Raw genomic sequence first — 25077 nt, forward strand, 5'->3', positions numbered from 1 at the left:
AACTGGGACCGCCAGCATCTGGATTTTCCAATAAGCTCAGCCTGCGCCCCATTGCCCGCGCTCCCTTACGCTGGAAATTCCTCACTTTGAATCAATGAAGTGATGGTTTCAATATCATCTGACAGGATGCGATCTTTTTCCAATCGTGGAACTTTTGAACGAATCACGCGATGCGCTTCCTGCAACGCGGCTGAAGATTGCAGCGGCGCCAACAAATCCATCGCCTGCGCGGCGCACATGAGCTCAATCGCAATAACGTGCGCGGCGTTCTCCACAATCTGCTGGAACTTCAACGCCGAAGTAACTCCCATGCTGACATGATCTTCCTTATTCGCCGATGTGGGAATGGTATCGACGCTTGCAGGGTGCGCCAGCACTTTGTTTTCGGAAACAAGCGCCGCCGCAGTAACTTGCGCCATCATGAAACCCGAATGCAGACCAGAATGCTCGCTCAAGAAAGGGGGCAGCTCGCTCTGTGAGGAATCCGTTAACAGAGCAATGCGGCGCTCTGAAATGCTTGCAAGTTGCGCCATCGCAATCGAAAGGAAATCGAAACAGAGCGACATCGGTCCACCATGAAAATTTCCTCCGCTTAGCAAAATGCGATCTTCCGGAAAAACAAGCGGATTATCGGTTGCCGCGTTCACTTCGATTCCGATCCATTGTTCACCGACTTTCAAAGCATCGCGGACCGAGCCGTGCACCTGAGGCATGCAACGCAGGGAGTATTGATCCTGTACTTTGTGAGCCGAATCACGATGCGATTCTCGAATCCTGCTTCCTTTCAGTAAATCACGCAGATTCCGGGCCACCTGAATCGCTCCCGAATGCGGCCGCACATTCACAATGCGTTCATCAAACGCCGTATCTGTTCCGCGCAACACGTCCAGCGACATCGCTCCCGAAACATCTGCGACCTGACTCAAGCGACGCGAGGTATGCCACGCAAGACAACCAACGCCGGTCATGGCCTGAGTCCCATTGATCAGAGCCAGTCCTTCCTTCGCCTGCAATGTAACGGGCTGCAAACCTTTTTCCTGCAAAGCTTGCTTGCCTGAAATTTTTTTTGCGCCGGAGAAAGCGAGGCCCTCCCCAACAAGCACCAGCGCTAGATGGGAAAGAGGAGCAAGATCACCGCTTGCGCCTACCGATCCTTTCGAAGGAATCACAGGATGGACTTCCCGGTTCAACATCTCCAGAAGGAGATGAATCAATTCTGTTCGTACGCCGGAGTTGCCCTTGGCAAGAACATTCGCGCGGAGTAACATGATCGCGCGGGTCACCGGAATCGAATAGGGTGGACCAACTCCCGCAGAATGACTGCGAATCAAATTCAACTGCAGTTCATTCACATGATCCGCGTCAATTTTAATGTCGCTGAGCTTTCCAAATCCGGTGTTGACACCATAGACGGTTTGGTTGTTTGCGAGAATTGCTTCGATAACCGCGCGCGATTGTTGAATGCGGGGCAGCGCCTCGGGGCCTAGCATTACTTTCGCATTGCCGCGCGACACAGCTTCTATTTGATCGAGTGTTAAGTTGTTTCCATCGACAAGAACTTGTGATTTCATACGAATCCATTATAAACAAAGTAGCGCGGACGTCTCGTCTGCGGAGCTCGCCGGCTCTGGGACGCCCGCGCCACTTTGCTGCGCAATCCTTGTGCTACACTACGGCTCAGAATGAGAAACATAACTGCTCCACGTGGCAATAAAATCAGCTGCAAGGGTTGGCTTCAGGAAGCTGCGATGCGAATGCTGATGAACAACGTCGATCCGGACATCGCCGAAAAGCCGGAAGAGCTGATCGTCTATGGCGGTTCCGGCAAAGCGGCGCGCAACTGGGAATGCTTTGATGCGATCATACGCAGCTTGCAATCGCTGGATCACTATGAAACGTTGCTGATACAGTCCGGAAAGCCGGTCGGGATTTTCCGGACTCATGAGGACGCTCCGCGGGTCTTGCTTGCCAATTCCAATCTCGTTCCTGCGTGGGCAACGTGGGAAGAATTCTGGCGTCTGGAGGGCATGGGGTTGATCATGTATGGCCAGATGACGGCCGGCAGCTGGATTTACATCGGGACCCAGGGAATTCTGCAAGGAACTTATGAGACTTTTGCCGCAATCGCGGATCGCCATTTTGGCGGTTCCCTCAAAGGACGTTTTGTTTTAACCGCGGGTCTGGGGGGAATGGGTGGAGCTCAACCTCTTGCGGCTACGATGAACGAAGGAACGATTCTGTGTGTGGAGGTGGATCCTCAGCGGATCGAACGCCGTTTGCAAACGCGATATTGTGATTCTGCTACTAATAGCTTAGAGGAAGCGCTGCGGTGGATCGCGCAGGCCCGCAAAGAGGGACGACCATTGTCCGTAGCCCTGCAGGGGAATGCGGCTGACATTTATCCGGAGCTGGTCCGCCGCGATGTGATTCCCGATATTGTTACGGATCAGACTTCGGCACACGATCCGTTGAATGGTTACATTCCAAACGGTTTGCCGGACGAAGATGTCAAAGAACTGCGTGAAAAAAATCCTAAGGAGTACATTCGCCGCGCTTATCAGGCGATGGCGGAACATACTCGCGCGATGGTCGATATGCAGCGAAAGGGCGCGATCGTTTTTGACTACGGCAATAATCTGCGCGGACAGGCTTTTAAGGCCGGCTATACAGAGGCTTTTGATTTTCCCGGGTTTGTGGTTGCATACATTCGTCCGCTTTTCTGTGAAGGCAAGGGACCCTTCCGTTGGGTGGCCCTTTCCGGCGATCCTGCGGACATTCACCGCACGGATCGCGCGATTCTGGAAATGTTTCCTCACAACGAGGCACTGGCTCGCTGGATCCGTCTTGCTGCGGAGCATGTGAAATTTCAGGGACTTCCTGCGCGCATTTGCTGGCTTGGTTATGGCGAGCGCGCGGAATTCGGCGAGCGAATCAATCAGCTCGTGAAGAAGGGAGAGATCAGCGCACCGATTGTAATCGGCCGGGATCATCTGGATTGTGGTTCTGTTGCTTCTCCGCGCCGTGAAACCGAAAGGATGCAGGATGGTTCGGATGCGATTGCGGATTGGCCGATTTTGAATGCTCTGCTCAATGCCGTCTGCGGCGCCACATGGGTTTCTTTTCACCACGGGGGTGGTGTTGGAATTGGACAATCTTTACACGCCGGAATGGTGATTGTTGCAGATGGAACGGATGCAGCATCCAAACGTCTGCAGCGTGTGTTGACTTGCGATCCCGGCACCGGAGTCATGCGCCATGTCGACGCAGGCTACGACAAAGCCATCGCAGTTGCCCGCGCGAAAAATATCAAGATTCCTATGATTTAACGCAAAGACGCCAAGGCGCAAAGAAAAAAAGAACAGATTCTTCTTAGCGTCTTTGCGCCTTTGCGTTAAAAATTTCCCTCTTTCTGATTGCGAAACTTTCCCTTGTATTTTGCTGCGCCGATCGTTCGCTGAAAGATGAACTGGCATATAGGAGTGCCTGGATAAAGCGCCATCGGTGTTGGTGAAAAATTACTGATTTCCAAACATTGTTTGTTTTCGATTCCGGGCTGCATGAAACTCGCGGAAATATGAACCAGCAACCCAAGCCGTGAAAAGCGGCTTCTACCTTCCAGCCACCCGCAAAGATGTGACGCCAGCGTAATCTTCTCAATTGTAATTCCCAGCACGGTTTCTTGCGGCATCAACAACAGGTGATCTTGAACAAGTATCCGTTCCGTAATCTCCTCATAATTTGCATCCGTGGTTACACGAACAATGTCATGGACTTTACGGAACACGCGAAACTCATTTCCAAGATGCAAATCCACACTGGCAGGGCCGACGCACTCCGGGTGAAATGGATCTATGTTGATATTGCCTGCGGAGATTTCTTTCAGTATTTCGTCATGAGTCAAAATGCTCATGCTTGATTCGCAAGAGACAGATGTTCCCACATCGTCATCCGCTCCACTTGCTTGAATGCCCCTCCTGCAAGGTCACGCAGAGTTTCACGAAAATGATTGTGCGGTTCCCAATGAGCATCCATGAAACGAGTGACCAGATGAAACAATTGGTTGCCGCGGTTGTCCCAGTCGGTCAAAATGACCGCTTCACCGTGATGCTCCGAGAATTCCTCACAAAATTGCTGGATGCTGCGTCCCGAATGCAGCTTCACAATTTCTCCTTGAATCCCCAGCGTTCGCAAAGCTTGAACATCGCGGAACCCTTCCACAATAATCGGAACTGACTCATTAATTTGACTCAATTCTTCCAGAAATTTTTTTGCTTTTCTGTCTCGCATTGTGGCCTCTTGACTTGGTTGAGGATTTTTGTGTGGCAACTTCCAACTCACCCTTTTATTGTCCTCTATGATAAGGCCATCTAGTATCTATTGCAAATTCCATCCACTATCAGTTGTGGACTGTAATTTTTTCAGAAGGCATTTTTTTTGACCAGCGCGAGTAAATTGCTGCAAAAGAATCACTTAACAGTTTGGAGTTTTCAGAGCTCTCAAGTTTTCCACAGGTTCTGTGAATAAACTGTTAATGCGCTGTAAAGCCGAACAATGGCTCGTTTCCAAGGAAGAGTGTGAAGAGGCTCGACGACAAAAAAGCGTAACTGATTAGCGTTTGATTACCATCACAGTTCGATCATCTTTCGCTTTAGCGTGTCCCACAAATTTCTCGGCTGCAGCAAAGATCGCTTCGCAAATCTCTTTACTCGTGGCATCGCGATGTTTCTTGACTACTTTTGTGATGCGCTCGGTGCCGAACTCCTCCCCAACTGAGTTCGTTCCCTCTGAAATACCGTCCGTGTACATTACAAGAAGATTCCCCGGTTCAAAGTACGCAAAACCACGTTCGTATTTTGCGTTTGGATAGGGACCAAGAATCAGCCCGCCGCGACCGAGCTCATGCACTTTTGAATGACCAAAGAACAGCGGTGGATGATGACCCGCATTGCAATAGAAAAGATTGCCGTTGTCCTCCAGCTCTGCATAAAAAAGTGTGATGAACTCGTGACTCTTTCCTGCCTGGGCAAGTACATGATTGAGTTTTTGCATTGTGCGCACAATCTTCTGATCTTTCTCTAAACCCATTCTTAATCCGACATACACATCGCGTACCTGTAATGCTGCAGGAAGTCCGTGTCCGCTTGCATCGGCAATGGCGAGCCCCAGGATTGTGTCTGAAATTGGAATCACATCGAAAATGTCGCCGCCGACGATTTCCGCAGGAACAGACTTCCCGTAGATGTCAAAACCATAGAAATTCGGGAATTCTTGCGGTAGCAAACTCATTTGAATTTTGCGCGCTTCCGAAATGTAAAATTCCAGTCGGGTCGCCCGGATTTTGTAATTCGCCACATGTCGAATCAATGTCAGAGCGTATTCCACTTGTGATTCGTTGACCGGCTCGGACAGAGTAAACGAAATCACATATTCGTCATTGTCTCCGAGTGAAATCGCAGCAAAGCGGGAAATACCAAGCGGACCTTCAATTTCAGGATCAAAGCAGGGATGGCTTTCGTTTGCTAGAATCTGACCTTCCTGTTTTAGAACCTGCACACAAGGATATTCCATAGAAATAGAAAAGTTATCAGGCGCTTGTGAATCCCCCGACTGTGAGATTAGCTGATAATGACGGTTTGCCGCCTCGTAAACTCGTCCTCCTCTGATACCGAGCTCCGGTCCAAGCTCCTGGATGATCGATGTGAGAATTCCCTGCAACATAGCCCCGATCGCCGGAGAAGACTCAATTTTCCTGAGCGTGTTCTCCAGCTTGATTAAGAGCGTTCGGTGGTCCATAAGATTTCCGCAATAGTATATAGAAGGGTTCAAGAGTTCAAGGGTTCAAGAGTTCAAGGGTTATAATCAAATCCTGACAAAAACGTCACGCTATGGTAACATGACTTGCGTTCGGGGGATTCGTTGCAAATCACACAGGCACAGACGCGTAGTGCTGTCAAGCGAGACGAGCGACTATCGCGGTTCTATCCACTCATACTCGAGCTACATGAAATGACCAGCTCCGGCCAGGTGCTGGACCGCATCCTTCAATTCTGTCTTGAATCTCTGGACGCTCCCTACGGATTGATTGCGCTCATCGATTATGAGAAGGAAATCCTGGACATTCGCGCAAAAACCGAACAGGAAAATCTCCTTCGAAAGACCACAAAAATTGCGCTCATGGAACCGGTCTTCAAAAAAATTGCCTTTGAGGCGCATTACGAAATTGTTCCTGACTATTCTGATTCCGACTTTCATCTTCCTTTTTATCGCGGCAGCCGCTCCGCCGTTTATGTGCCACTGGCACTGTTGCAAACCGCAATCTCCGTGCAGAACAGTCCCGGTGATAAGAAATCTGCGAGCCCAAATGTTGTTGGAATGCTTGTTGTTGAATCGAATAGGCCTGCAGCATTTACAAACGAAGATCTGGCCTTCCTCCTTGCTCTTTGTTCACAATCCGCATCCTTAATCAAAACGATTCAGAGATTCGAGGCGCTTCAAAAAGAGAATCAGCTGCGTGATGAGCTGACGACGAAAATTCTCCGGATGGATCCAAAAGAAAGCCATCAGCTGGATCAGTTGCTGAAAAATATTCTGGAGCTTACTCTGGAGCTGACCGACACCGCGCACGGGACGATTTTGCTGTTGGAGGAATCGACCGGTGATCTCATCATAAAAAAGCAGGCAAGCAAGGGCGATTTTGTGGAAAATCCTCCTGAACGACTGCGTTATTCAGCCCATCATCGCAATGGAATTTCCTTTCAAGTGTTAAAGACGAGAACTCCTTATCTTTGCGGCGACGTCTCAAAAGATCCGCATTACGTTCAGATTTTCCGGAACATTCAATCAAATCTGGGAATTCCAATTCTTTTCCAGGGGCGCGCGATCGGCGTTGTGATTCTGGAATCCACGCGTCTGAATCATTTTCTTCCTGGTTCCGTGAAGTCGCTACAAAAACTTGTCGATGAAATGGTCTTCTTCCTGAGACGGGCGCAACTGGGAGAATACATTCGTGAGAAGGGCGGAGAGGTCACGATCATCGGCAAAAGCAGAATCATGCAGGAAGTGGATCAATTCGTTGAAAGCGTTTCTCAGTCCGAGTCTACCGTTCTGCTTCTTGGTGAAAGCGGAGTGGGAAAGGAGCTGATTGCGCACGCCGTTCATTTCAATAGCAAGAGGCGAGAGAAGCCTTTCATTACAGTGAATTGCGGCGGCCTGACCGAAGAGATCCTGGCCAACGAGTTGTTCGGGCACGTGAAAGGATCCTTTACCGGCGCCATTCGCGATCAAATGGGCAAATTCGAGCTGGCGCATGAAGGAACTCTGTTTTTGGATGAAGTGGCGGATATGAGCATGAAGCTTCAAACACTTCTGCTACGCGCGGTGCAATACGGTGAAATCCAGAAAATTGGCGAAGACAAGGCAAACAAGAAAGTGAACGTCCGCATCATTTGTGCCACCAACCAGGATATGGAAAAGCTTGTTGCGGAAGGAAAATTCCGGAAAGATCTCTACTACCGCGTCAACGTCGTTCCACTCTATATTCCGCCTCTACGCGAACGAAAAGAAGACGTCCCGGTTCTGGTGAACTATTTTGTCGAAAAATTTTGTGTTCGTAACGAGCTGCCCGTGAAAAAAGTATCTCCGGAAGCGATGAACGCTTTGCAGGAATATGACTGGCCCGGAAACGTTCGTGAATTGGAAAACATTGTAGAGCGAGTCGTCATTTTGACCAGAGATCCGGAGATTAATTCCAGGCATCTGCCCCCCAATCTTGCCGGCGTATCGGTGCCGGCCTCCATGCCGATCAACGGAGCTTCGCTGCAAGATAAACTTTCGACGATCGAGTCTTATCTGATCCGTCAAAGTCTGGATGAGCATGCGTGGAATGTCTCGAACACCGCACGAGCTCTGGGATTAACCCGCCAGGGTTTGCAGAAAAAGATGCGCAAATACTCTCTCAAAAAAAGCCGCTCCGAAACCTCACTTGCCATTCATTAGCTTTGCGTCTTAACTACTGGTAGTTGCAGAGCATTTGCCATATTGATTAAGCGTATGCTCATTAGTTGTTGTTGTTTCAAGTTGCAGCATTTTCATTTTGACGTCGCAAATGCTCTGCCACTACTATAATGAATCGCGTGAATTTTCTGCAACTTTCCTCCAGCATTGAAAATGCGCCCATGGTGAATGAAGCGCGCGGCAAAATTTTCAGGAACCATGGCATTCGCACGATTGAAGATCTACTGTGGCATTTGCCCTTTCGGTACGAGGACTGGCGCCATCCAAAGAGCGTGAAGGATGTCGCAGACGGAGAAATTTCAACCGTCATCGGGAATGTCACACGCATTCATATGCACATCACTTCACGCCAGCGATTCAAGATTCTGGAAGTCACCGTGCAAGATTCGTCCGGTTCCATTCTGGTTCGCTTTTTTAATCAGCCTTATTTAAAGGAGCAATTTGAAAAAGCAAAAAAAGTGATTGTGCATGGAACGGTGCGTGTCGATCCTTTCGGCCATGATGCAGAGATGGAGAATCCGCACTATGAGTTTTTGAAGAAGGAAGATGCTTCCGAATATTTGAGGGTCCGGCCTGTATACGAGCGCATCGGGAACATCACACCGAAGATGCTTCGATGGATGGTAAAAGGATGTCTGGAATCGATTCAGCCACAAGCGTATGGTGAGCCGCTTTCCGATGATTTGCGAAAAAAATACAAACTGGTCGGACGCCAGGCTGCATTTACACAGCTTCATTTCCCGGCGCCCGAAACTTCTTTGGAAGAGCTGCAGAATCGGAGGTCGCCCGGGCACCGCCGGCTCATCTTTGAAGAATTCTTTTTGCTGCAAGTGGGTCTTGCCTACAGACAAAAGGAGCGTCCGAAAAAGAAAAGCAGGATCGCGATCGACAACCGGATCCGCGAAAAAGCGCGCCAGGCGTTGCCTTTTCGCCTGACAGAAGCGCAAAAAAAAGTGACACGCGAAATTGTCGAAGACATGAAGCATGAGACGGTCATGTACCGTTTGCTCCAGGGGGATGTTGGGAGCGGGAAGACAATTGTGGCCCTCATGGCCTGTATCGTGGCAATAGAAAACGGCCTGCAGGCCGCATTCATGGTCCCAACGGAGATTCTTTCGGAGCAACACTTCAGCAATATTTCTTACTTGCTCCGGAATACTCCTTATGTGGTAAGACTTCTGGTCAGCGGACAATCCAAAAAGAACCGCGCGCAATACATGGAAGAAGTCGCCAGCGGCGCGTGTGCTCTGGTGATTGGCACTCATGCTTTGATCCAGGATCCGGTGATCTTTCACCGGTTGGGTCTTGTCATTATCGATGAGCAGCACAGGTTTGGCGTTTTGCAACGGGAAGCGTTGATCAAAAAGGGGGAGAATCCGGATTGCTTGATCATGACCGCAACGCCGATTCCGCGATCGCTTGCGCTCACAGTTTATGGAGATCTGGAAACTTCTGTGCTGGACGAGATGCCACCGGGGCGTAAAGGAATTATGACGCGCAAGTGGCCGTTGAAGAAGAAGGCCGAGTTGTATCATCAGGTTGCGGCATCTGTGCGGTCCGGAAAACAAGCCTATGTGCTCTGTCCTCTGATCGAAGAATCAGAAAAACTGCAATTGTCGGCGGCAGAAAAACTCGCCAAGGAACTTCGCAAGTCCTTTCCTGATCTATCCATCGGATTGATCCATGGTGGTATTCCGGCGAAGGAACGGGAAGAGATCATGCGCAATTTTCTGGAGCGCAAAATGCACATGCTCGTTGCCACAACCGTAATTGAAGTTGGCATCGATGTTGCCAACGCAAGCATCATGGTCATCGAACATGCGGAGCGATTCGGACTGTCTCAATTGCATCAGCTGCGGGGGCGCGTTGGGCGCGGTCCGGATGCATCTTTTTGCTATTTGTTGATTCCGCCGGATCTGACAGAAGAAGCAAAGATGCGGATCGATGCTATGGTTGCTACGAACGATGGTTTCAAGATTGCCGAAACTGATTTGAAAATACGCGGCCCCGGCGAACTGACAGGAACAAGACAATCAGGTCTCCCGACATTTCGGATTGGAAACCTATTGCTGGATCAGAAGATTTTAGAAGTGGCAAGAAAAGAAGCGTTTGAATACATCGAGACTTACCGCAAAAATCCTGTAGTGCTCAAGAATTTCTTCCAAAAATACTGGAACAACCGCTTCGGTCTTATCCAGGTCGGTTAAACGCAAAGACGCCAAGGTGCAAAGTAATTATAGGTTTTTTTCTTGGCTCTTTGCGTTAGATGCAATGAGTAAAACCTTCATCGTATCGATGGGCGTTGCACGCCATAAACTTGGCGTCTTTGCGCCTTTGCGTTATATTCACTGGAATGGCGGAACTGCAAAGCATCTCGTGGATTGGCTGCGGTAAGGTCGGGCGAACTCTTGCTCGAGCTCTACAGAATGCTGGCTACAAGACTGGCGCTGTCATCTGCAGAACTGCGGCAAACGCCGGGGACGCTGTTTCCTTTATTGGAGGCGGTGTTCCGTCGACCGATCTGGAATCTGCACTCGATTCCACCAGGATTCATTTCATCACCACCAACGACGATGCGCTTCAAGAGGTTGTCGAAAAAATTGTGGAAATCGGACCGGATTCTCTGGAGACTCACTATTTCTTTCACACCAGCGGTTCCATTAGCTCTACTGTATTAGAGCCACTCGCCAGGAAGAAGGCACAGGTAGCGTCGATCCATCCGCTGCAGGTATTTGCGGATCCTGCGAAAGCGCTGGAGACTCTTCCTGGAATCTATTACGCGATTGAAGGCAGCGACAAAGCGATGGAGCTTGCGGTTCAGATCGTGGACCATCTGCAAGGCAAACTGTTGTTGATTCCAACCGGCAGAAAGGTGCTGTATCACGTCGCGGGAGTTTTTGCCGCAAACTACCTAATGGTTTTGATTGATGTGGCGCTTCACATCATGCAGGATCTTGGCGAGACGCAAGAAGATTCCTTCGATGCATTCTTACCATTGATGGTGGGCGCTTTGCAGAATGTAGAAGATCTCGGTGTGGGAGAAGCTTTAACCGGCCCTGTTGCCCGCGGTGATGCGGCGACCATCAAGCGCCATCTGGAAGCGCTTCAGACTTTGACACCGGAAGTCGGCGACATGTATAAAATTCTCGGTCAGGAGGCCGTAAAGATTGCTTTGCGCGCAGGGAAAATCTCTCCGAAGAAAGCGCAAGAAATTGCGAAAATTCTGACACGCAAGGAAACCGTGAACTGAAATGAACTTAGCTGAATATGCGATTCGCAATGAAGAGACCCGTGGCCGCCGGTATCCCGAAAATGAGCATCCTTACAGGACTCCTTTTCAACGTGACAGAGACCGGATCATCCACTCACGCGCTTTCCGCCGCCTCGAATATAAGACGCAGGTTTTCGTCAATCATGAGGGGGATCATTACCGGACGCGCCTGACACACAGCCTGGAAGTCTCGCAAATAGCGCGCACCGTTTCCAGCGCCCTGGGCCTCAATGTAGATCTTGCGGAAGCTCTGGCACTTTCTCATGATATGGGCCATCCGCCCTTTGGACATTCCGGTCAGGACGTGCTTGACGAGATGATGAAAAATCATGGCGGTTTCGAACACAACCTTCAAACACTCCGGATCGTTGAGCAACTCGAACAAAAGTATATTGAATTTCCAGGCTTAAATTTAACATTTGAAGTGCGTGAAGGAATTGTTAAACACAGCGCCAGCTATAAAGGAATGAAAAATCCGCCAGAAGCATTGCGCGAATATATCTTGAATGAATGCCCACCTCTGGAAGCGCAGATCATCGATCTCTGTGATGAAATCGCGTACAATAATCACGATCTGGATGATGGACTTGAGTCGCGCTTACTGGATCTGGACGATCTGGTAAGAAACGTGACCATTTTTCGAGAAATCCATCAGGCCGTACAAAAAGAAAATGCGGGAGCGCCCGCCAAGCTGATCATCAACGCAACCATCATTCGACTGATCAATATTCTTGTGACCGACCTCGTTGAAAATTGCAAGCGAACTCTTCAGCGGGAGAAGATTCATTCGCTTCAAGATGTAAGAAACGCGCCGCGTCTGATTCCTTGTTTCAGCGATGAAATAGGCGACAAAAATCGCGAATTGAAAACTTATCTGTATAAGAATCTGTATACGCATTACCGGGTCCACCGGATGAAGAGTAAGGCGCGACGAATTCTGGATTCTCTCTTCCGCGCCTATCGGGAAGATCCAGCGCTGCTTCCTTCTCAGTATCAGCAGAAAACAAAAACAGAGGGAAAGGAACGAATCATCTGTGACTACATCGCAGGGATGACCGATCGTTTCGCCATAGAAGAATACGAGAAGTTATTCAATCCACGTCACCGCGTTTGAATTTCCAATGACCATCCATATAAGATTATTCGCTGCGTTCGCTGACTTCGCCGGGACGCGGGACCTACAGTGGGATTATCATCCTGGCATTACCTGCGATAGATTATGGAAAGAACTGCAAACGAAATTTCCGCGCATGGGAGGTATACCGGCGCTCTTCGCAATTCGGGATGAATATGTTTCGCCAGATACGGAACTTCAGGATCAGGATTCGTTGATGATATTCCCACCGGTCAGTGGCGGTGCTGCATCCTTTATTTATACAACGGCGCTTTCAGTGGACCGCGCGCTGGATGCGATCCGCGATGAGAATGGTGGCGGCGAGGCAATTTTTATCGGTCGTGTGCGGCGATGGAACGAAGGGAAGAGAATCCGCCATCTTTATTATGAGTGCCACGTTTCCATGGCGGAAAATGAAATTGCAAAGATCGTAAAAGAAATGCAAAACAAATGGCCCTTGCGGAAAGTGCATGTGGAGCACCGGATCGGAAAACTCGAGATTGGCGATATTGCTGTCATCGTTGCGGTTTCAGCGGAGCACCGGAAAGAAGCAATGGATGCTTGCCGGTATGGTATTGATGAGTTGAAACACAGGGTCCCGATCTGGAAAAAGGAAGTCTCAGAAGACGGCGAAGAATGGATCGGAGCTTGTGAGGAAAGTGACCGGTGAAATGGAGTGGGAAGATGCTTGAATTAATCGGAATGGTGGTTGTCGCCGCCGGTTTTTTGTACGGCATACAGTACAGCCTGGTCCGGTTTGAGCTAGGAGCGCTCGCGATTGGCATCGCGATCTTCTATATTGGATGGTTGGTCGAAAAAAAATCATGAGACGTCTGGTCCTTTTATTGCTTCTGGTCTTGCCGTTGAACACCTACGCGGCACTGGAAGGGACTGCATGGGCCAGGGTAAAGCGGGAATGGCCAATACGATCTCAATACGACATCTCGCTGGAAGTCGATACCAAAAACAGAAGTTATAAGGGGCGCCAGAAGGTTGTTTTCACAAACCGGCAAAAACGATCCACAAACTACGTTGTCTTCTTTGTGTACCCGAATGATCCCGGACTTACAAAATCTCAGAAACATTACATGACTATCTCTAATACTGTAGTAAACCAGGAAGCTGCACAGATTGAAGAAAAGGGACCTTACCTGCGGATTCCACTCGGCAAAGAGCTGTTACAGGGACACTCGGTGATCATTGAATTTGATTTTCGATCCACGGTACCGGAGCAAAAACAGAGCACCGATCTGTTCAGCCAGGCCCTCGATGAACTAAAAAGAATGATGGATCCGAAGAGCCAGTCAGAAACGGATTATGGCGTATTCAGCTCCGGCAAGGACATTATCAATCTGGGTCTGTGGTATCCGATTCTTGCGAAATATGACAAAGAAGGCTGGGATGAAGAAAAATACGCGGGGATAGGAGACGTAAGTTATTTCGACCCTGCAGATTTTAAAGTCGCGATCACTGTTCCTGCCGAATATCGAGTTGTGACAACCGGTGTTGAGATCAACAGGACACCGGCTTCAAACGGAAATCTGACACATACGATCGATTCACCCATGTCGAGGGATTTCGAAGTAGAGCTCAGCCGCGCGTTTTCAGAAGCGACTCAATTAAAGAACAAAACAACAATTCGATCTTTCTTTTTGCAACAGCACAGCAAAAGCGGTCTCTCTGTGCTGGAGAGCGCCGCGAAAGCTTTCGAATACTTTGAGCAATCTTTCGGACGTTATCCTTACACCGAACTCGATATTGTGGAGGCGCCGCTCTATGGAGGCGCGGGAGGCGTGGAATTTCCCGGACTCGTAACGATTTCCTCTATGCTTTATCAGGAAGATCAACAGGAAGTAAACGACGATGTATTGAAGAATCTGCTGGCGGGGAATCCAGTCTTCGGCCAGCTTCTCGAATTCGTCGTGGTTCATGAAGTAGCACACCAGTGGTGGAACGCAGTCGTAGGAAGCAATTCCAAGAAGCATCCCTTCATCGATGAAGCGATGGCTAATTATTCTGCAATTCTCTACTTTGAACACTATTACGGGCGAAAAGCCGCCGAACAGCAAATGGCGATGCAAATGAAAGTGAACTATCAGATGCATCGATTGCTGGGTGGTCAGGATAAGCCGGTGCTACTGCCCGCTTCCTCTTTTCAAGGTCCGCTGGAATACGCCGCGATTATATATGGTAAGGGCGCTTTATTTTTTGATCACCTCCGATCATTGATGGGAAACGCTGCATTTCTTTCAGCGGCCAGGAGTTACTATCAGACATACTGGTTCGGAATTGCCGGACCCGATGATTTCAAAAAGATTGCGCAAAAAAAATCGCCGGCAAAAGGCAAAGCTATCGAAGACCTGTTTCAGCGCTGGATGAATGGTGTGTATGGCGATGAAGATATCGGACCGGGCACGCTCGATGGTGTGATAAAGACGGTGCTATCTACAAATCAGGATATTCCTACGGAAAGATTGGATGATCTATTAAAAGAACTGGATCAGATTTTAAAGCAATAAGTCTTGCCGGCTGGAAGTCGGCGTTACAAATAAGGAGGGGTTTGGATGCGGCATCTTCTGTGCGTTCTTGCTGTGTCGATCTTTGTATCATCATTTGCGTTTGGTGAAATTGATCCGGGGCTTCTTGCCGGATTGAAGGCCCGTTCGATTGGTCCCGCTTCGATGAGCGGCCGCGTGGCGGCAATTGATGCGGTTCATTCTAATCCGGACATCGTGTATGTAGGCGCTGCCACGGGAGGAGTCTGGAAATCAGAAAATGGTGGAAACACATGGGCTCCCATTTTCGATGATCAGAAGGTAGCCGCGATCGGGGCCGTTTCGATTTATCAGGCAAATCCGGACATCGTCTGGGTTGGGACCGGTGAAGGAAACGTTCGCAACAGCGCATCTGTTGGAAATGGCGTTTACAAAACCATGGATGGCGGCAAAACGTGGAAACACCTGGGATTGGATGGGACCGAAAGGATCAGCAGAATCAGATTGCATCCAAATGATCCAAACGTCGCATTCGTTGCAGCTCTGGGAAGAGAGTGGGGTGAGAACGCAGACCGTGGCGTTTTCAAAACTGTGGATGGTGGAAAGACCTGGACGAAGGTTTTATTCGTAAACGAAAAAACCGGATGCGCGGATCTTGCAATGGATCCAGTGAATCCGAACAAACTATTTGCTGCAATGTGGGAATACCGTCGATGGCCCTGGTTTTTCCGTTCCGGTGGTCCGGGCAGCGGTTTACACGTTACGGTGGATGGCGGGCAGTCCTGGTCCAAATTAAGCGAAGAGGATGGTCTGCCGAAAGGATTGCTGGGAAGAATCGGTGTCGCTTTTTCCCGCGCCAATTCACAAATCGTGTATGCAATTGTGGAAGCGCAAAAGAGCGCTGTCATTCGTTCGGAAGATGGCGGCAGAGCATGGAAAACGATGAATGAAGAGCCGGATGTCGCGGGACGCCCTTTTTATTACGCCGATATTCGCGTCGATCCCGTTCTAACGAACCGGTTGTATCGATTGGAAAGTCTGGTCCGCGTATCGAATGATGGTGGTAAATCCTGGGAAGTTCTGGTTCCATTCCGGGACGTTCATCCTGACTATCACGCACTCTGGATTAACAACAATGATCCAACACACATGATTGTAGGGAATGATGGTGGAGTTGCGGTGACACAGGACCGTGGCGTTACCTGGCGGTTTGTTGGGAATATTCCTCTGGCGCAGTTCTACCATATTAGAGTGGACATGGATACTCCTTACAACGTGTATGGTGGCTTGCAGGATAACGGTTCCTGGCGCGGCCCCAATGAGGTCTGGGAGAGTGGAGGAATCAGAAATCATCACTGGATGATGGTCGGTTTTGGAGATGGCTTTGACACGGCGCCGGATCCAAAAGATTCCAGCATGGGATATTCGATGAGCCAGGAAGGCTACTTGATGCGTTATAACATAAAGACCGGCGAGCGAAAAGATATTCGCCCTCCTGCGCCGGATGGACAGAAACTGCGATTCAATTGGAATGCAGGGCTCGCTGTGGATCAAGAAGATGGCGCCGTTTACTACGGCAGTCAATATGTTCACAAGTCGACCGATCGTGGTGACTCCTGGACGAAGATCAGTCCGGATCTGACTTCCAATAATCCAGAGTGGCAAAAACAGGAACAAAGCGGCGGTCTCACACTGGATGTTACCGGCGCGGAAAACTTCACTACCATCATTGCAATCGCCATCAGTCCGCTCGATCGAAACGTGCTCTGGGTTGGCAGCGATGATGGCAGGTTGCACGTAACGCGAGATGGCGGGAAAAACTGGTCGAGCGTGGAGAAGAATATCAAAGATGTTCCCGCAAATACGTGGATCCCTCACATCGAACCATCCAAACATGAGGCAGGCTCTGCGTTCGTAATCCTTGATGATCATCGCCGTTCCAACTGGACTCCCTATGTTTATGAAACAAACGATTTTGGAAAGACATGGAAGAATCTTGCAACAAAGGACCTGTGGGGATACGCTCTCGCAATCACACAGGATTCCGTGAAGAAAGATCTTCTCTTTCTTGGAACGGAATTCGGATTGTATGTGAGTCTGAACGGAGGTAAACACTGGATGAAGTGGACTCACGGCCTTCCAACGGTTTCCACGATGGATCTTACAATCCATCCAAGAGAACAGGACCTCGTGATTGCGACTCACGGTCGCGCGCTGTACATCATCGATGACATCACTCCTTTGCGGACTCTGAGTGAAGACATTTTGAAAAAACCGGTTCATGTCTTTGCTGTTCCTGATGCGCATCATTATCAGTCACAGCCTTTCGGTAGACCACCTTTTGCGGGTCACGGCGAATTCCGCGGTGAAAGCGAACCTTACGGAGCAATGTTGACGTATTCCTTAAACGTTGCCGGTTTACCCTATCCGGATCCCAAAAAGGAGAAGGAGCTCAAAGAACAGGAAAGACAGAAAAAGTATTCAGGGAAAGAAACCGGAGAGCTTTTAATGGAGAAGGAAGATATTCCCGTGATAGCGCCCAGAAAGGAAGAGGACAAAGGGCCACAGGTGGACATTGAAGTTGCAGATGAGCAGGGAAATGTAATTCGACGCTTCAAAGCGCCGGCAAAGCGTGGTGTAAATCGCGCTACCTGGGATCTGCGTCGTGATGCGTTTCGCGAACCACCCCGGCCTCCGGAGCAAAGATTCAGGGAACCGGAAGGTCCTCAAGTACTGCCGGGTACTTACACGGTTACAGTAAAGTACAAAGAACAGCAGGCTTCTTCGCAGGTCCGTGTAACAGGAGATCCGCGTGACACTATTTCGGATGCGGATCGCAAAGCAAATTTTGATGCCCTTGCGCGGCTTGGAAAAATGCAGGAAACGGCAACCGATGCGATTGAAAAAATTCAGGGTGTGAAAGCGGACATCGATGTGGTCATGCGCAAAGTGGATGCGCTGGATCGAGCGGCATCACTCAAAGATCCTGAAAAAAGTCCTTATAAGACTTTGCGTGAGTCGGGAAACAAATTAAAGAAGCAACTGGACGATCTGGAACGGAAATTCTGGCAGCCACCAAAGACCAAAGGGATTCCACCGGAAATTGACGCAATGAACAAGATCTCTTATGCACAACAAGCCGTGGATTCTGCGCCAGGGGCGCCTTCCCCTTCACACCAGGCTCATATAAAAGTTGCGGAAGATACTCTCAAGAAAGCTCAAGAAGAATACACAAAGATTTTTGAGAAAGAGGTTGCGGCGTTCAAACAACAGGTGGAAGCTGCAAAAATTAGTTTACTGTAAACAAAGTAGCGCGGGCGGATGCCGCAGACGAGACGTCCGCGCTACTTTGATACTATAATTTTTATCATGGAGTTCATTTATGCGAGGCGTATCGATCATCGGAATGGGGAAAACAAGATTTGGAGTTTTTCCCGATCGTTCTTTAAAGAGTTTAATTGCGGAAGCGGGTAAGAAGGCTTTGCTGGATGCAAAAATTGATGCATCGATGATTCAGGCTTTTTACCTTGGCAATTTTGCTGCGACCGGTTTCAATCGTCAGAATCATGTGGCGGCGTATGCAGCCACGGCATTGGGATTGCCCAATGTTCCGTGCACACGATATGAAGCCGCGTGCGCTTCCAGCGGCGCTGCTCTGCGCGAAGCTGTGATTGCCGTCGGTTCAGGGTTGTACGATTTTGTCCTGGTCGGTGGCGTTGAAAAGATGAACTCGGTGGACACACCGCGAGTCACGGAATATCTGGCGCAGGCGGCGGATTGGGAAACCGAAGCTAAGCTGGGAGCCACATTCCCTTCGATGTTCGCCCTGATGGCAACGCGCCACATGCACGAATACGGCACCACCCGGCAGCAGATCTCGCAGGTGGCCGTGAAGAATCACGCCAACGGCGCGAAAAATCCGGATGCGCACATGCAAAAGGAAATTTCGTTGGAAAAAGCTGCGAATTCTACGGTATTAGTAGCGGAACCGCTGAATCTGTACGATTGTTCGTTGATCACTGACGGCGCTGCGGCGCTTGTTGTTTGCGCTTCGGAGCTTGCCGCGCAGTACGCGAAAACGCCGGTGGATGTGATCGGGCATGGCCAGGCTTCCGACTCCTTCTGCATGTACCAGAAGAAAGACATCACGCGTTTTGAAGCAACTATTGCAGCGGGCCGCAGAGCTTTTGAAATGGCAAATGTTTCTCCGAACGACATCGATGTTGTAGAAGTGCATGATTGTTTTACGATTGCGGAGATCATTGCGATCGAAGATCTGGGCTTTTGCAAAAAAGGGCAGGGGGGCCCCTTCACCATAGAAGGTATGACGGCGATCGGTGGAAAAATTCCGGTCAATACCAGCGGGGGCCTCAAATCCAAAGGGCATCCGGTAGGAGCAACCGGTGTGGCTCAGGTAGCAGAGCTCGTGTTGCAATTGCGCGGGGAAGCTGGTCCGCGCCAGGTGAAGGATGCCGAAGTCGCTCTGGCGCACAATCTTGGCGGTAGCGGCGCCAGCTGTGTTGTGCACATTTTGCTAAGGAGGGCTTAAACCATGCAGATAACCATACGCACCTGTCCGGTTTGCGGGAACAAATACCTGGATGATGTGGATCTGTGTCCCTCCTGTTTGAACGTGACTCCCACTGAACGCGCGCAGATCAACGGTGCAGGCAAGATCTACAGCTTTTCGCGAGTGCATGTTGCGCCGGAACAATTCAAAAGCATAGTTCCCTACTATCTTGCAATCATCGATCTGGATGAGGGCCCACGTTTGATGGCTCGCCTGCAGACTCAAGAAGGAGATCATGTTCGCATCGATGCGCCGGTGGAGCTTATCTCGGTCGAAAACGGTTACGTGTTTGCGCTGAAATAGCAGCGATTAAGCAAAGTAGCGCGGGCCTCTGGCCCGCGATGCGGACGGGACGTCCACGCTACTTTGTATCGGTTTGGAATCGAGTCGACAGCTATTACTATGATTGGAAAACTGGCATTGACCGGACCAGACACGGCAATGAATCAATGAAGCAATACAATACGAGTTCAAAAGCATTGTTTCCTACCTGCCAAAAGGGTCTGAGGCGATCTACTCAACCTTGAAGCGTGAAACTTCCAATCTCAACCCGTCAACCGTGTGGTGAAGTCTTGATGTTGCGCTGTCGAATTGCTGCAGTGATCTTTGGGTATCGCGAGCCACATCGTTCAATTGCAGTACTGCATCCTTGATATGTTGTGTCCCTTGCAATTGCGATTGCATACTCCTGTTGATAACCTCGAATTGTGGGCTGATATGCTCTACCTGTTTTATGATACTGCCCAGAACCTCATTTACTTTGGCTATTGTGGTTACACCTTGACTCACCTGCCGGATAAAGCGTTCCATTTCCGTTACACCTGCTGAGACCGCGTCGTGCATTTCTTTCACGATTTTTTCAATATCCAGAGTTGCGACGGCTGACTGATCAGCTAACCTTTGTATTTCATTGGCCACGACCGAAAAGCCAAGTCCGTAATCACCGGCCTTATGGGCTTCGATCGACGCATTTAGCGAAAGCAGGTTTGTTTGATCCGCCACCTTGGTAATGGTTTTGATAATGGAATTAATGTTGTTTGCCTTTTCCCTGATTGTTGTGAGTCGGGAGGAGATGGAAGAAGTTGCGTCCTGGAGAGCATCCATGGTGGAGGCCATTCCATCCAGACTTCCGCGGCCGGACACAGCCTGGGCGCCGGTTTCGGTTGCTAAACGATTTACATTTTCCATCGATCTCGTTAGCTCCCGTGAAGTAGCGGCTATCTCGGTGAGCGCAGTGGCAATCTGGCTGGTTGAAGAGCCGAAGTGATTTACGCCTTCCTGCTGATTTCTTGCCGCATTTGTGATATCGCTTGCTGCCGAAAGTAGCTCAACCGAGGATTGCTTTACCTGTCCGATTAAAGCGTTCAGATTCTCGATCATGCTTTGGATGGCGCGAAGCAATGTCGCAGTTTCATCGTTTCCCGAGACAGACACTTCGGCTTTCAGGTCGCCTGCCGCTACTTGATCAGCGAGTCGAACGGCAACTGCAAGCCGGCGGGTAACTGAGTTGGCCAACCAGACAAGTATCACAAAGATAAAGACAAGACCTACTATCGCGATTCCCGATGACCTTCGGAATTGTGTCATTATCGGAACCAAAATCTCGGCGCGGGAAACTCGCATAACTAGAGTCCAATTCCCGGTAGGGATCTTTGAAGCATCATAGTAATACTCTTCGAATTTAACGGGATCCACCATCAATCGCGCCTGGGAATCATACTTCTCGTTGTAAAATTCAAGCAAAACATTTGAGTAGGGAGTGTCCTCAATCCTTTTCGTATTCAGCGCAGAATCCATCGTGGCCGAAATGATTCTTCCTCTCTGGCTGATCAGGATAAAATCAGAAGTTCGAAAAGGTTTCAATTGTTGAAGAAACTCGGCCACCTGCGTGAGTGAGCGATCAACTCCTGCTATTCCCACGAACTTCCCGTTCCGGACAATGGGATAAGTCTGTTCAACGATTAGTTTCCCTTCATAATCATAGGGTTCGGTTACCATGATGTTGGAATCAGAAGTTTCATTCTGGTTTTTCTGTCCGATGTAATGAATGCTGAGCTCCGTCGCCAGGGCGATATTGTGCGTCTCGGGAATTTCATTAATCTTGTTCTTGACTCCCTGGTAATAGAAGCTTTTCTCCATATCGATCAGAGGATTCATGAGGATGATTGAAGGATCGTCCTTGTCTCGAAACCAGTAAGGAAGGAAACGACCTGTTTTGTCGGTTGCACTTTTTTCTTGAGCAATCGCTTTTGTGAGAAACACTTGATCGTTGCCATCGGCATTTGGTTCGTAACCGAAGTACGCTCCCGTAAGGTTCGGGTGCTTTTCAAGAATCCTGCGGGCATAGAGGATCGATTCGGACCGGCTGCCGAATAAACCATTCTCCTGAGCGAGCGCCATGGTGTGAGCGATGGTAACTGCTTCCAGGCTCCCTCGTTCTATTTCACGAGCCGCCTTCGCGGTTTCCAAATTGATCCTTACGAGGGTTTCCTGGATTTGATGCCGGTAAGAGCTGGTGACGAGAAGGCCGATCACCGCCGTCAGGATCAGGACCACCGGCAATGCGGCAAACAAAAGAATCTTAGCGCGAAGACTGTGTATGGTGGAAGTCTTGTTCAACGCGCAAATCCATCCAGCCGCACGATTGTACCATTCTTTCGGCCGCCGGAGCAGGTCCCTCGATTCACTTTCAAAAGGGGACGACCGGTTTATTTGGAGTCAGCTCTGAAAATGAAACGAACATTGGCGGGCAGATTCTGGGTGGCGCTGATTTTCCGCTGTCGGAATGTGCTCGTCTCTTCTTCATGGCTCGTGTGGATTCTGTGGACGCTTTTGATCTTCAACCCAAAGTTTATGGCGGAGTGCGCCTGCCTTTGTGATTTATGGCGAGACCGGTTACGAAACTAAACGACATTGAAAGGACGGCGATGCGCCTGTTTGCCGCGCGAGGGATCACAGGGATCACGATCAAAAATATTGCTGCAGAAGCGGGATGCGCGGAAGGTGCGTTGTACCGTCATTACAGCGGTAAAGAGGAACTCGCCTGGCGCCTTTTTCAGCGTGAAGTGGAATCCTTTGGCGCCCGCGTGAGAGCTCTCTGGAAAGGATCCAGGTCTATCGCAAAAAAGTTAGAAGAAGGCATCGAATTGTTTTACCGCTTCTTCGATGAAGACCCGGATCTTTTTTCTTTTATTTTGCTTTCTCAACATAATTTTCCAGTTCATAAAAAACTGAGAAAGGATTTGAATCCTGAAACTCTGGTTTTTGAACTTGTTGAAGAAGCAAAGAGCTCAGGACAGTTCAAGATTGAGGACACTCGACTTGGCGCTGCTATGTTATATGGACTGGTTCTGGAGCCGGCCACTCTGGTAGCCGAAAAAAAATTAAAGGGTCCTCTCTCGCGGTATATACCTGAAGTTACGAAAGCCGCATTCCGTATGTTGGGTGGGAAGTAATGTTTTATCAACGTTCGATGATGGCAGCACTTCTGGTTTCGGCATTGAAGTGGCTGATTCGGGGTCTGTTAAGAGTCTTTTTTGGATTCAAAGTGCGAGACATTGAGAACATTCCGATACGGGGGTCCTATCTCGTTTGTCCGAATCATTTGAGTGATATCGATCCACTTCTACTTTATTCGATCCTTCCCGATAATACGCTCTACATTGCGTACGAGAAAAATTTTAGGGTGCCTCCTCTTTCCTGGATCATCCGCTATGCGCGAGTGCTACTTACAAGCCGCGGTGGAAAAATTCCCGGTTGTCTGGTGAACGCACTTCACGGAATCCAACGCGGCATGAACGTTTGCCTATTTCCGGAGGGTGGAAGGACGATTACGGGTAAGTTGATGGAGCCACGCGATGGCGCGGGCATTCTTTCCACGCAAACGGATGCTCCTATCATTCCTGTTTTGATTGAGGGTTCGCAGAACCTCCTTTCGCGTCTGCGTCCCGGTTTTCGTCTTTGCAGCATTCGAGCAACGATCGGGAAGCCATTGCATCCTCAAGGCAAGGAATGTCGCGAAGTTTTGGATGATTGGAAGAGAGCAATCCACGGGCTTCGCGAGGTGTATTCATGATTACACGATCTGAAAAATGGGATCTTCTCCGCAATAACGTTTTTGATGTAGCGATCATTGGAGGAGGGATCAACGGCGCCTCCGTTTACCATAGTTTGTGTTCGAAGGGGTATAAAGTCTTGCTGGTTGATAAAGGCGATTTCTCCAGTGGAACAAGTCAGGCATCCGCGATGATGGCGTGGGGCGGCCTGCTTTAGCTCGCAACTTTGGACCTTGCAACGAAAGCCGAAGCAGACATCAGTCAATACGAATACAGAATCAAAAGGGAATTTGATGACGTGATTCAGGAGGTTTTATGAAACCGGCAATTTTAGGGGTTCGAAATCAGTAACATTGGATACGAAAGAGTCAACGAGATGGCCACTGCTCGAGCATGAAGAAGAGCAAGCCGTACTGGAGGTGCTCCGGCATGGCGATCTTTCCTGTCATTCCGTGACTCGCGAGCTCGAACGGGACTATACGGAAGAGCTCGGGCGCCGTTATGCGTTCGCTCATTGCAATGGGACAGCTGCTTTGATGGCTGCGTTCTTTGCGCTCGATCTGCAACAGGACGACGAGGTGATTGTGCCTTCGGCAACTTTCTGGGCTTCCGTTGTTCCGATGTTGTGGTTAGGCGCGGTTCCCGTTTTTTGTGAAAGCGAACCGAAACGAATGGGACTCGATCCCGAAGATGTGGAGCGGAAGATTACTTCCCGAACGCGGGCTATCGTTGTTGTTCATCTGTGGGGCATACCATCCAAAATGACTGAGCTACTGGAAATCGCGAAGCGGCACAACTTAAGAATCATCGAAGATGCTTGCACGCACATGGCGCAATCTGGAGAGGACGCAAATGTGGGACTCTTGGCGACATTTCTGTATTTAGTTTGCAGACCAGCAAACTGGCTCCTGCCGGCGAAGGAGGAATTTTTTTGACCGATAACCGCGGATTGTATGAGAAAGCGGTCTGCATGGGCGACATGATGCGGATTCTGGAATTGGAGTCACCCGCTCGACGTTTTGCGGGAACAACTTTCGGAATCAAAACTCGAATGTCTCCTTTGTCCGCTGCAGTGGCGCGATGCCAGCTGCAGAAGCTCGAGCGGCACAATGCCGTTCGAAATCAAAACGCGCGGTTTCTGTCAGCTAACTTTGTAGATGTTGGATTGCATCCGTTTTTGCCGCCTCCGCACATTCAATCGCGTCTATTACGAATTCCTGGTTTGTTACGAATTCACACGGTTTGGCATTTCACACGAGCAATTTGCGGAAGCGCTTCGCGCAGAAGGATGTGATGTATCTCTGCCCCGTTACCCGTTGCTTCACCAATAACCGCTCTTTACGGAAGGGCACAGGAAATTTTTCGGCGCGCGGCTTCCTCAAACCGAAGCAGCAAACGAGACACTTCTCCGCTTCCCCGTGTTTACCTCGCCTTGTCCGGAACTCCTCCATCAATATGTGGAAGCAGTACGAAAGGTGACCGAGCATGCTCCCGAAATTGCCAGAGAAATGGCGCAATGCAGTTTATAATCATCCCATGAAAATTCTCATCTTTGCGTT

Annotated in this window: 19 protein-coding genes and 1 pseudogene; 15 read left to right on the forward strand and 5 right to left on the reverse strand. The window is 49.6% G+C overall.

What is annotated here, in order from left to right:
• Positions 1 to 65: 65 nt before the first annotated feature.
• A complete protein-coding gene (gene hutH / locus L0156_18375) occupies positions 66 to 1571 on the reverse strand; it encodes a histidine ammonia-lyase (protein MCI0604956.1) in 1506 nt (501 codons plus the stop codon).
• A 111-nt stretch (positions 1572 to 1682) separates the two neighbouring features.
• Here hutH and hutU point away from each other — a divergent pair, with 111 nt between their 5' ends.
• Positions 1683 to 3326 carry a urocanate hydratase gene (gene hutU, locus L0156_18380; protein MCI0604957.1) on the forward strand — a complete coding sequence of 548 codons (1644 nt, stop codon included), beginning with the start codon at positions 1683 to 1685 and terminating at the stop codon, positions 3324 to 3326.
• Positions 3327 to 3391: 65 nt separating this feature from the next.
• Here hutU and dcd read toward each other — a convergent pair whose 3' ends face one another.
• The 3 genes from dcd to L0156_18395 form a co-directional block, all read right to left on the reverse strand.
• Positions 3392 to 3910, reverse strand: coding sequence for a dCTP deaminase (gene dcd, locus L0156_18385; protein ID MCI0604958.1), 519 nt, complete (start codon positions 3908 to 3910; stop codon positions 3392 to 3394).
• Positions 3907 to 4287: a hypothetical protein gene (locus L0156_18390; GenBank protein ID MCI0604959.1), complete on the reverse strand. Its 381-nt coding sequence runs from the start codon at positions 4285 to 4287 to the stop codon at positions 3907 to 3909. Before L0156_18390 ends, dcd begins: the two co-directional genes overlap by 4 nt.
• A 321-nt stretch (positions 4288 to 4608) precedes the next feature.
• Positions 4609 to 5793 carry a PP2C family protein-serine/threonine phosphatase gene (locus L0156_18395; GenBank protein MCI0604960.1) on the reverse strand — a complete coding sequence of 395 codons (1185 nt, stop codon included), beginning with the start codon at positions 5791 to 5793 and terminating at the stop codon, positions 4609 to 4611.
• 213 nt (positions 5794 to 6006) lie between these two features.
• Between L0156_18395 and L0156_18400 the strand changes: the two genes are divergently transcribed.
• The 10 genes from L0156_18400 to L0156_18445 all read left to right on the forward strand — a co-directional run bounded on the left by L0156_18400 (position 6007) and on the right by L0156_18445 (position 19766).
• Positions 6007 to 7995 carry a sigma 54-interacting transcriptional regulator gene (locus tag L0156_18400; protein ID MCI0604961.1) on the forward strand — a complete coding sequence of 663 codons (1989 nt, stop codon included), beginning with the start codon at positions 6007 to 6009 and terminating at the stop codon, positions 7993 to 7995.
• Positions 7996 to 8132: 137 nt separating this feature from the next.
• A complete protein-coding gene (gene recG / locus L0156_18405) occupies positions 8133 to 10220 on the forward strand; it encodes an ATP-dependent DNA helicase RecG (protein MCI0604962.1) in 2088 nt (695 codons plus the stop codon).
• A gap of 146 nt (positions 10221 to 10366) precedes the next feature.
• Positions 10367 to 11263, forward strand: coding sequence for a DUF2520 domain-containing protein (locus L0156_18410; GenBank protein ID MCI0604963.1), 897 nt, complete (start codon positions 10367 to 10369; stop codon positions 11261 to 11263).
• Position 11264: 1 nt separating this feature from the next.
• Positions 11265 to 12398: a deoxyguanosinetriphosphate triphosphohydrolase gene (locus L0156_18415; GenBank protein MCI0604964.1), complete on the forward strand. Its 1134-nt coding sequence runs from the start codon at positions 11265 to 11267 to the stop codon at positions 12396 to 12398.
• A 7-nt stretch (positions 12399 to 12405) separates the two neighbouring features.
• On the forward strand, positions 12406 to 13068 hold the full coding sequence (locus L0156_18420) for a molybdenum cofactor biosynthesis protein MoaE (GenBank protein ID MCI0604965.1): 663 nt from the start codon (positions 12406 to 12408) through the stop codon (positions 13066 to 13068).
• Positions 13069 to 13082: 14 nt separating this feature from the next.
• A complete protein-coding gene (locus tag L0156_18425; protein MCI0604966.1) occupies positions 13083 to 13226 on the forward strand; it encodes a hypothetical protein in 144 nt (47 codons plus the stop codon).
• Positions 13223 to 14917, forward strand: a complete 1695-nt coding sequence (locus L0156_18430) for a M1 family metallopeptidase (GenBank protein MCI0604967.1) — start codon at positions 13223 to 13225, stop codon at positions 14915 to 14917. Before L0156_18425 ends, L0156_18430 begins: the two co-directional genes overlap by 4 nt.
• A 45-nt stretch (positions 14918 to 14962) precedes the next feature.
• Positions 14963 to 18196 carry a hypothetical protein gene (locus tag L0156_18435; GenBank protein MCI0604968.1) on the forward strand — a complete coding sequence of 1078 codons (3234 nt, stop codon included), beginning with the start codon at positions 14963 to 14965 and terminating at the stop codon, positions 18194 to 18196.
• Positions 18197 to 18275: 79 nt separating this feature from the next.
• A complete protein-coding gene (locus L0156_18440; protein MCI0604969.1) occupies positions 18276 to 19442 on the forward strand; it encodes a thiolase domain-containing protein in 1167 nt (388 codons plus the stop codon).
• A gap of 3 nt (positions 19443 to 19445) precedes the next feature.
• A complete protein-coding gene (locus L0156_18445; GenBank protein ID MCI0604970.1) occupies positions 19446 to 19766 on the forward strand; it encodes an OB-fold domain-containing protein in 321 nt (106 codons plus the stop codon).
• A 210-nt stretch (positions 19767 to 19976) separates the two neighbouring features.
• On the opposite strand, the gene L0156_18450 is transcribed toward L0156_18445, so the two are convergent.
• Complete coding sequence (locus L0156_18450; GenBank protein ID MCI0604971.1) at positions 19977 to 22082, reverse strand: methyl-accepting chemotaxis protein; 2106 nt, start codon at positions 22080 to 22082, stop codon at positions 19977 to 19979.
• Between the two features lie 263 nt (positions 22083 to 22345).
• Between L0156_18450 and L0156_18455 the strand changes: the two genes are divergently transcribed.
• The 4 genes and pseudogenes from L0156_18455 (at position 22346) to L0156_18470 (ending at position 24812) form a co-directional block, all read left to right on the forward strand.
• The gene (locus tag L0156_18455; protein MCI0604972.1) at positions 22346 to 22918 is read left to right on the forward strand and encodes a TetR/AcrR family transcriptional regulator; all 573 of its coding nucleotides are present in this window, start codon (positions 22346 to 22348) and stop codon (positions 22916 to 22918) included.
• Positions 22918 to 23538, forward strand: coding sequence for a 1-acyl-sn-glycerol-3-phosphate acyltransferase (locus tag L0156_18460; protein MCI0604973.1), 621 nt, complete (start codon positions 22918 to 22920; stop codon positions 23536 to 23538). The genes L0156_18455 and L0156_18460 overlap by 1 nt, the downstream gene beginning before the upstream one ends.
• Positions 23535 to 23735 carry an FAD-dependent oxidoreductase gene (locus L0156_18465; protein ID MCI0604974.1) on the forward strand — a complete coding sequence of 67 codons (201 nt, stop codon included), beginning with the start codon at positions 23535 to 23537 and terminating at the stop codon, positions 23733 to 23735. The genes L0156_18460 and L0156_18465 overlap by 4 nt, the downstream gene beginning before the upstream one ends.
• A gap of 202 nt (positions 23736 to 23937) precedes the next feature.
• Positions 23938 to 24812, forward strand: a pseudogene (locus L0156_18470) (DegT/DnrJ/EryC1/StrS family aminotransferase).
• Positions 24813 to 25077 lie beyond the last annotated feature (265 nt).

This window comes from bacterium (assembly GCA_022616075.1).
In the GTDB taxonomy this organism is placed as follows: Bacteria; Acidobacteriota; HRBIN11; order JAKEFK01; family JAKEFK01; genus JAKEFK01.

Coding starts and splice junctions, on each gene's coding strand:
- L0156_18390 (MCI0604959.1), bottom strand. CDS start 4,287: ATGCGAGACAGAAAAGCAAAAAAATTTCTGGAAGAATTGAGTCAAATT.
- hutH (MCI0604956.1), bottom strand. CDS start 1,571: ATGAAATCACAAGTTCTTGTCGATGGAAACAACTTAACACTCGATCAA.
- L0156_18460 (MCI0604973.1), top strand. CDS start 22,918: ATGTTTTATCAACGTTCGATGATGGCAGCACTTCTGGTTTCGGCATTG.
- L0156_18455 (MCI0604972.1), top strand. CDS start 22,346: ATGGCGAGACCGGTTACGAAACTAAACGACATTGAAAGGACGGCGATG.
- hutU (MCI0604957.1), top strand. CDS start 1,683: ATGAGAAACATAACTGCTCCACGTGGCAATAAAATCAGCTGCAAGGGT.
- L0156_18395 (MCI0604960.1), bottom strand. CDS start 5,793: ATGGACCACCGAACGCTCTTAATCAAGCTGGAGAACACGCTCAGGAAA.
- L0156_18440 (MCI0604969.1), top strand. CDS start 18,276: ATGCGAGGCGTATCGATCATCGGAATGGGGAAAACAAGATTTGGAGTT.
- L0156_18420 (MCI0604965.1), top strand. CDS start 12,406: ATGACCATCCATATAAGATTATTCGCTGCGTTCGCTGACTTCGCCGGG.
- L0156_18425 (MCI0604966.1), top strand. CDS start 13,083: ATGCTTGAATTAATCGGAATGGTGGTTGTCGCCGCCGGTTTTTTGTAC.
- L0156_18430 (MCI0604967.1), top strand. CDS start 13,223: ATGAGACGTCTGGTCCTTTTATTGCTTCTGGTCTTGCCGTTGAACACC.
- L0156_18415 (MCI0604964.1), top strand. CDS start 11,265: ATGAACTTAGCTGAATATGCGATTCGCAATGAAGAGACCCGTGGCCGC.
- L0156_18435 (MCI0604968.1), top strand. CDS start 14,963: ATGCGGCATCTTCTGTGCGTTCTTGCTGTGTCGATCTTTGTATCATCA.
- L0156_18465 (MCI0604974.1), top strand. CDS start 23,535: ATGATTACACGATCTGAAAAATGGGATCTTCTCCGCAATAACGTTTTT.
- L0156_18445 (MCI0604970.1), top strand. CDS start 19,446: ATGCAGATAACCATACGCACCTGTCCGGTTTGCGGGAACAAATACCTG.
- dcd (MCI0604958.1), bottom strand. CDS start 3,910: ATGAGCATTTTGACTCATGACGAAATACTGAAAGAAATCTCCGCAGGC.
- L0156_18400 (MCI0604961.1), top strand. CDS start 6,007: ATGACCAGCTCCGGCCAGGTGCTGGACCGCATCCTTCAATTCTGTCTT.
- L0156_18410 (MCI0604963.1), top strand. CDS start 10,367: ATGGCGGAACTGCAAAGCATCTCGTGGATTGGCTGCGGTAAGGTCGGG.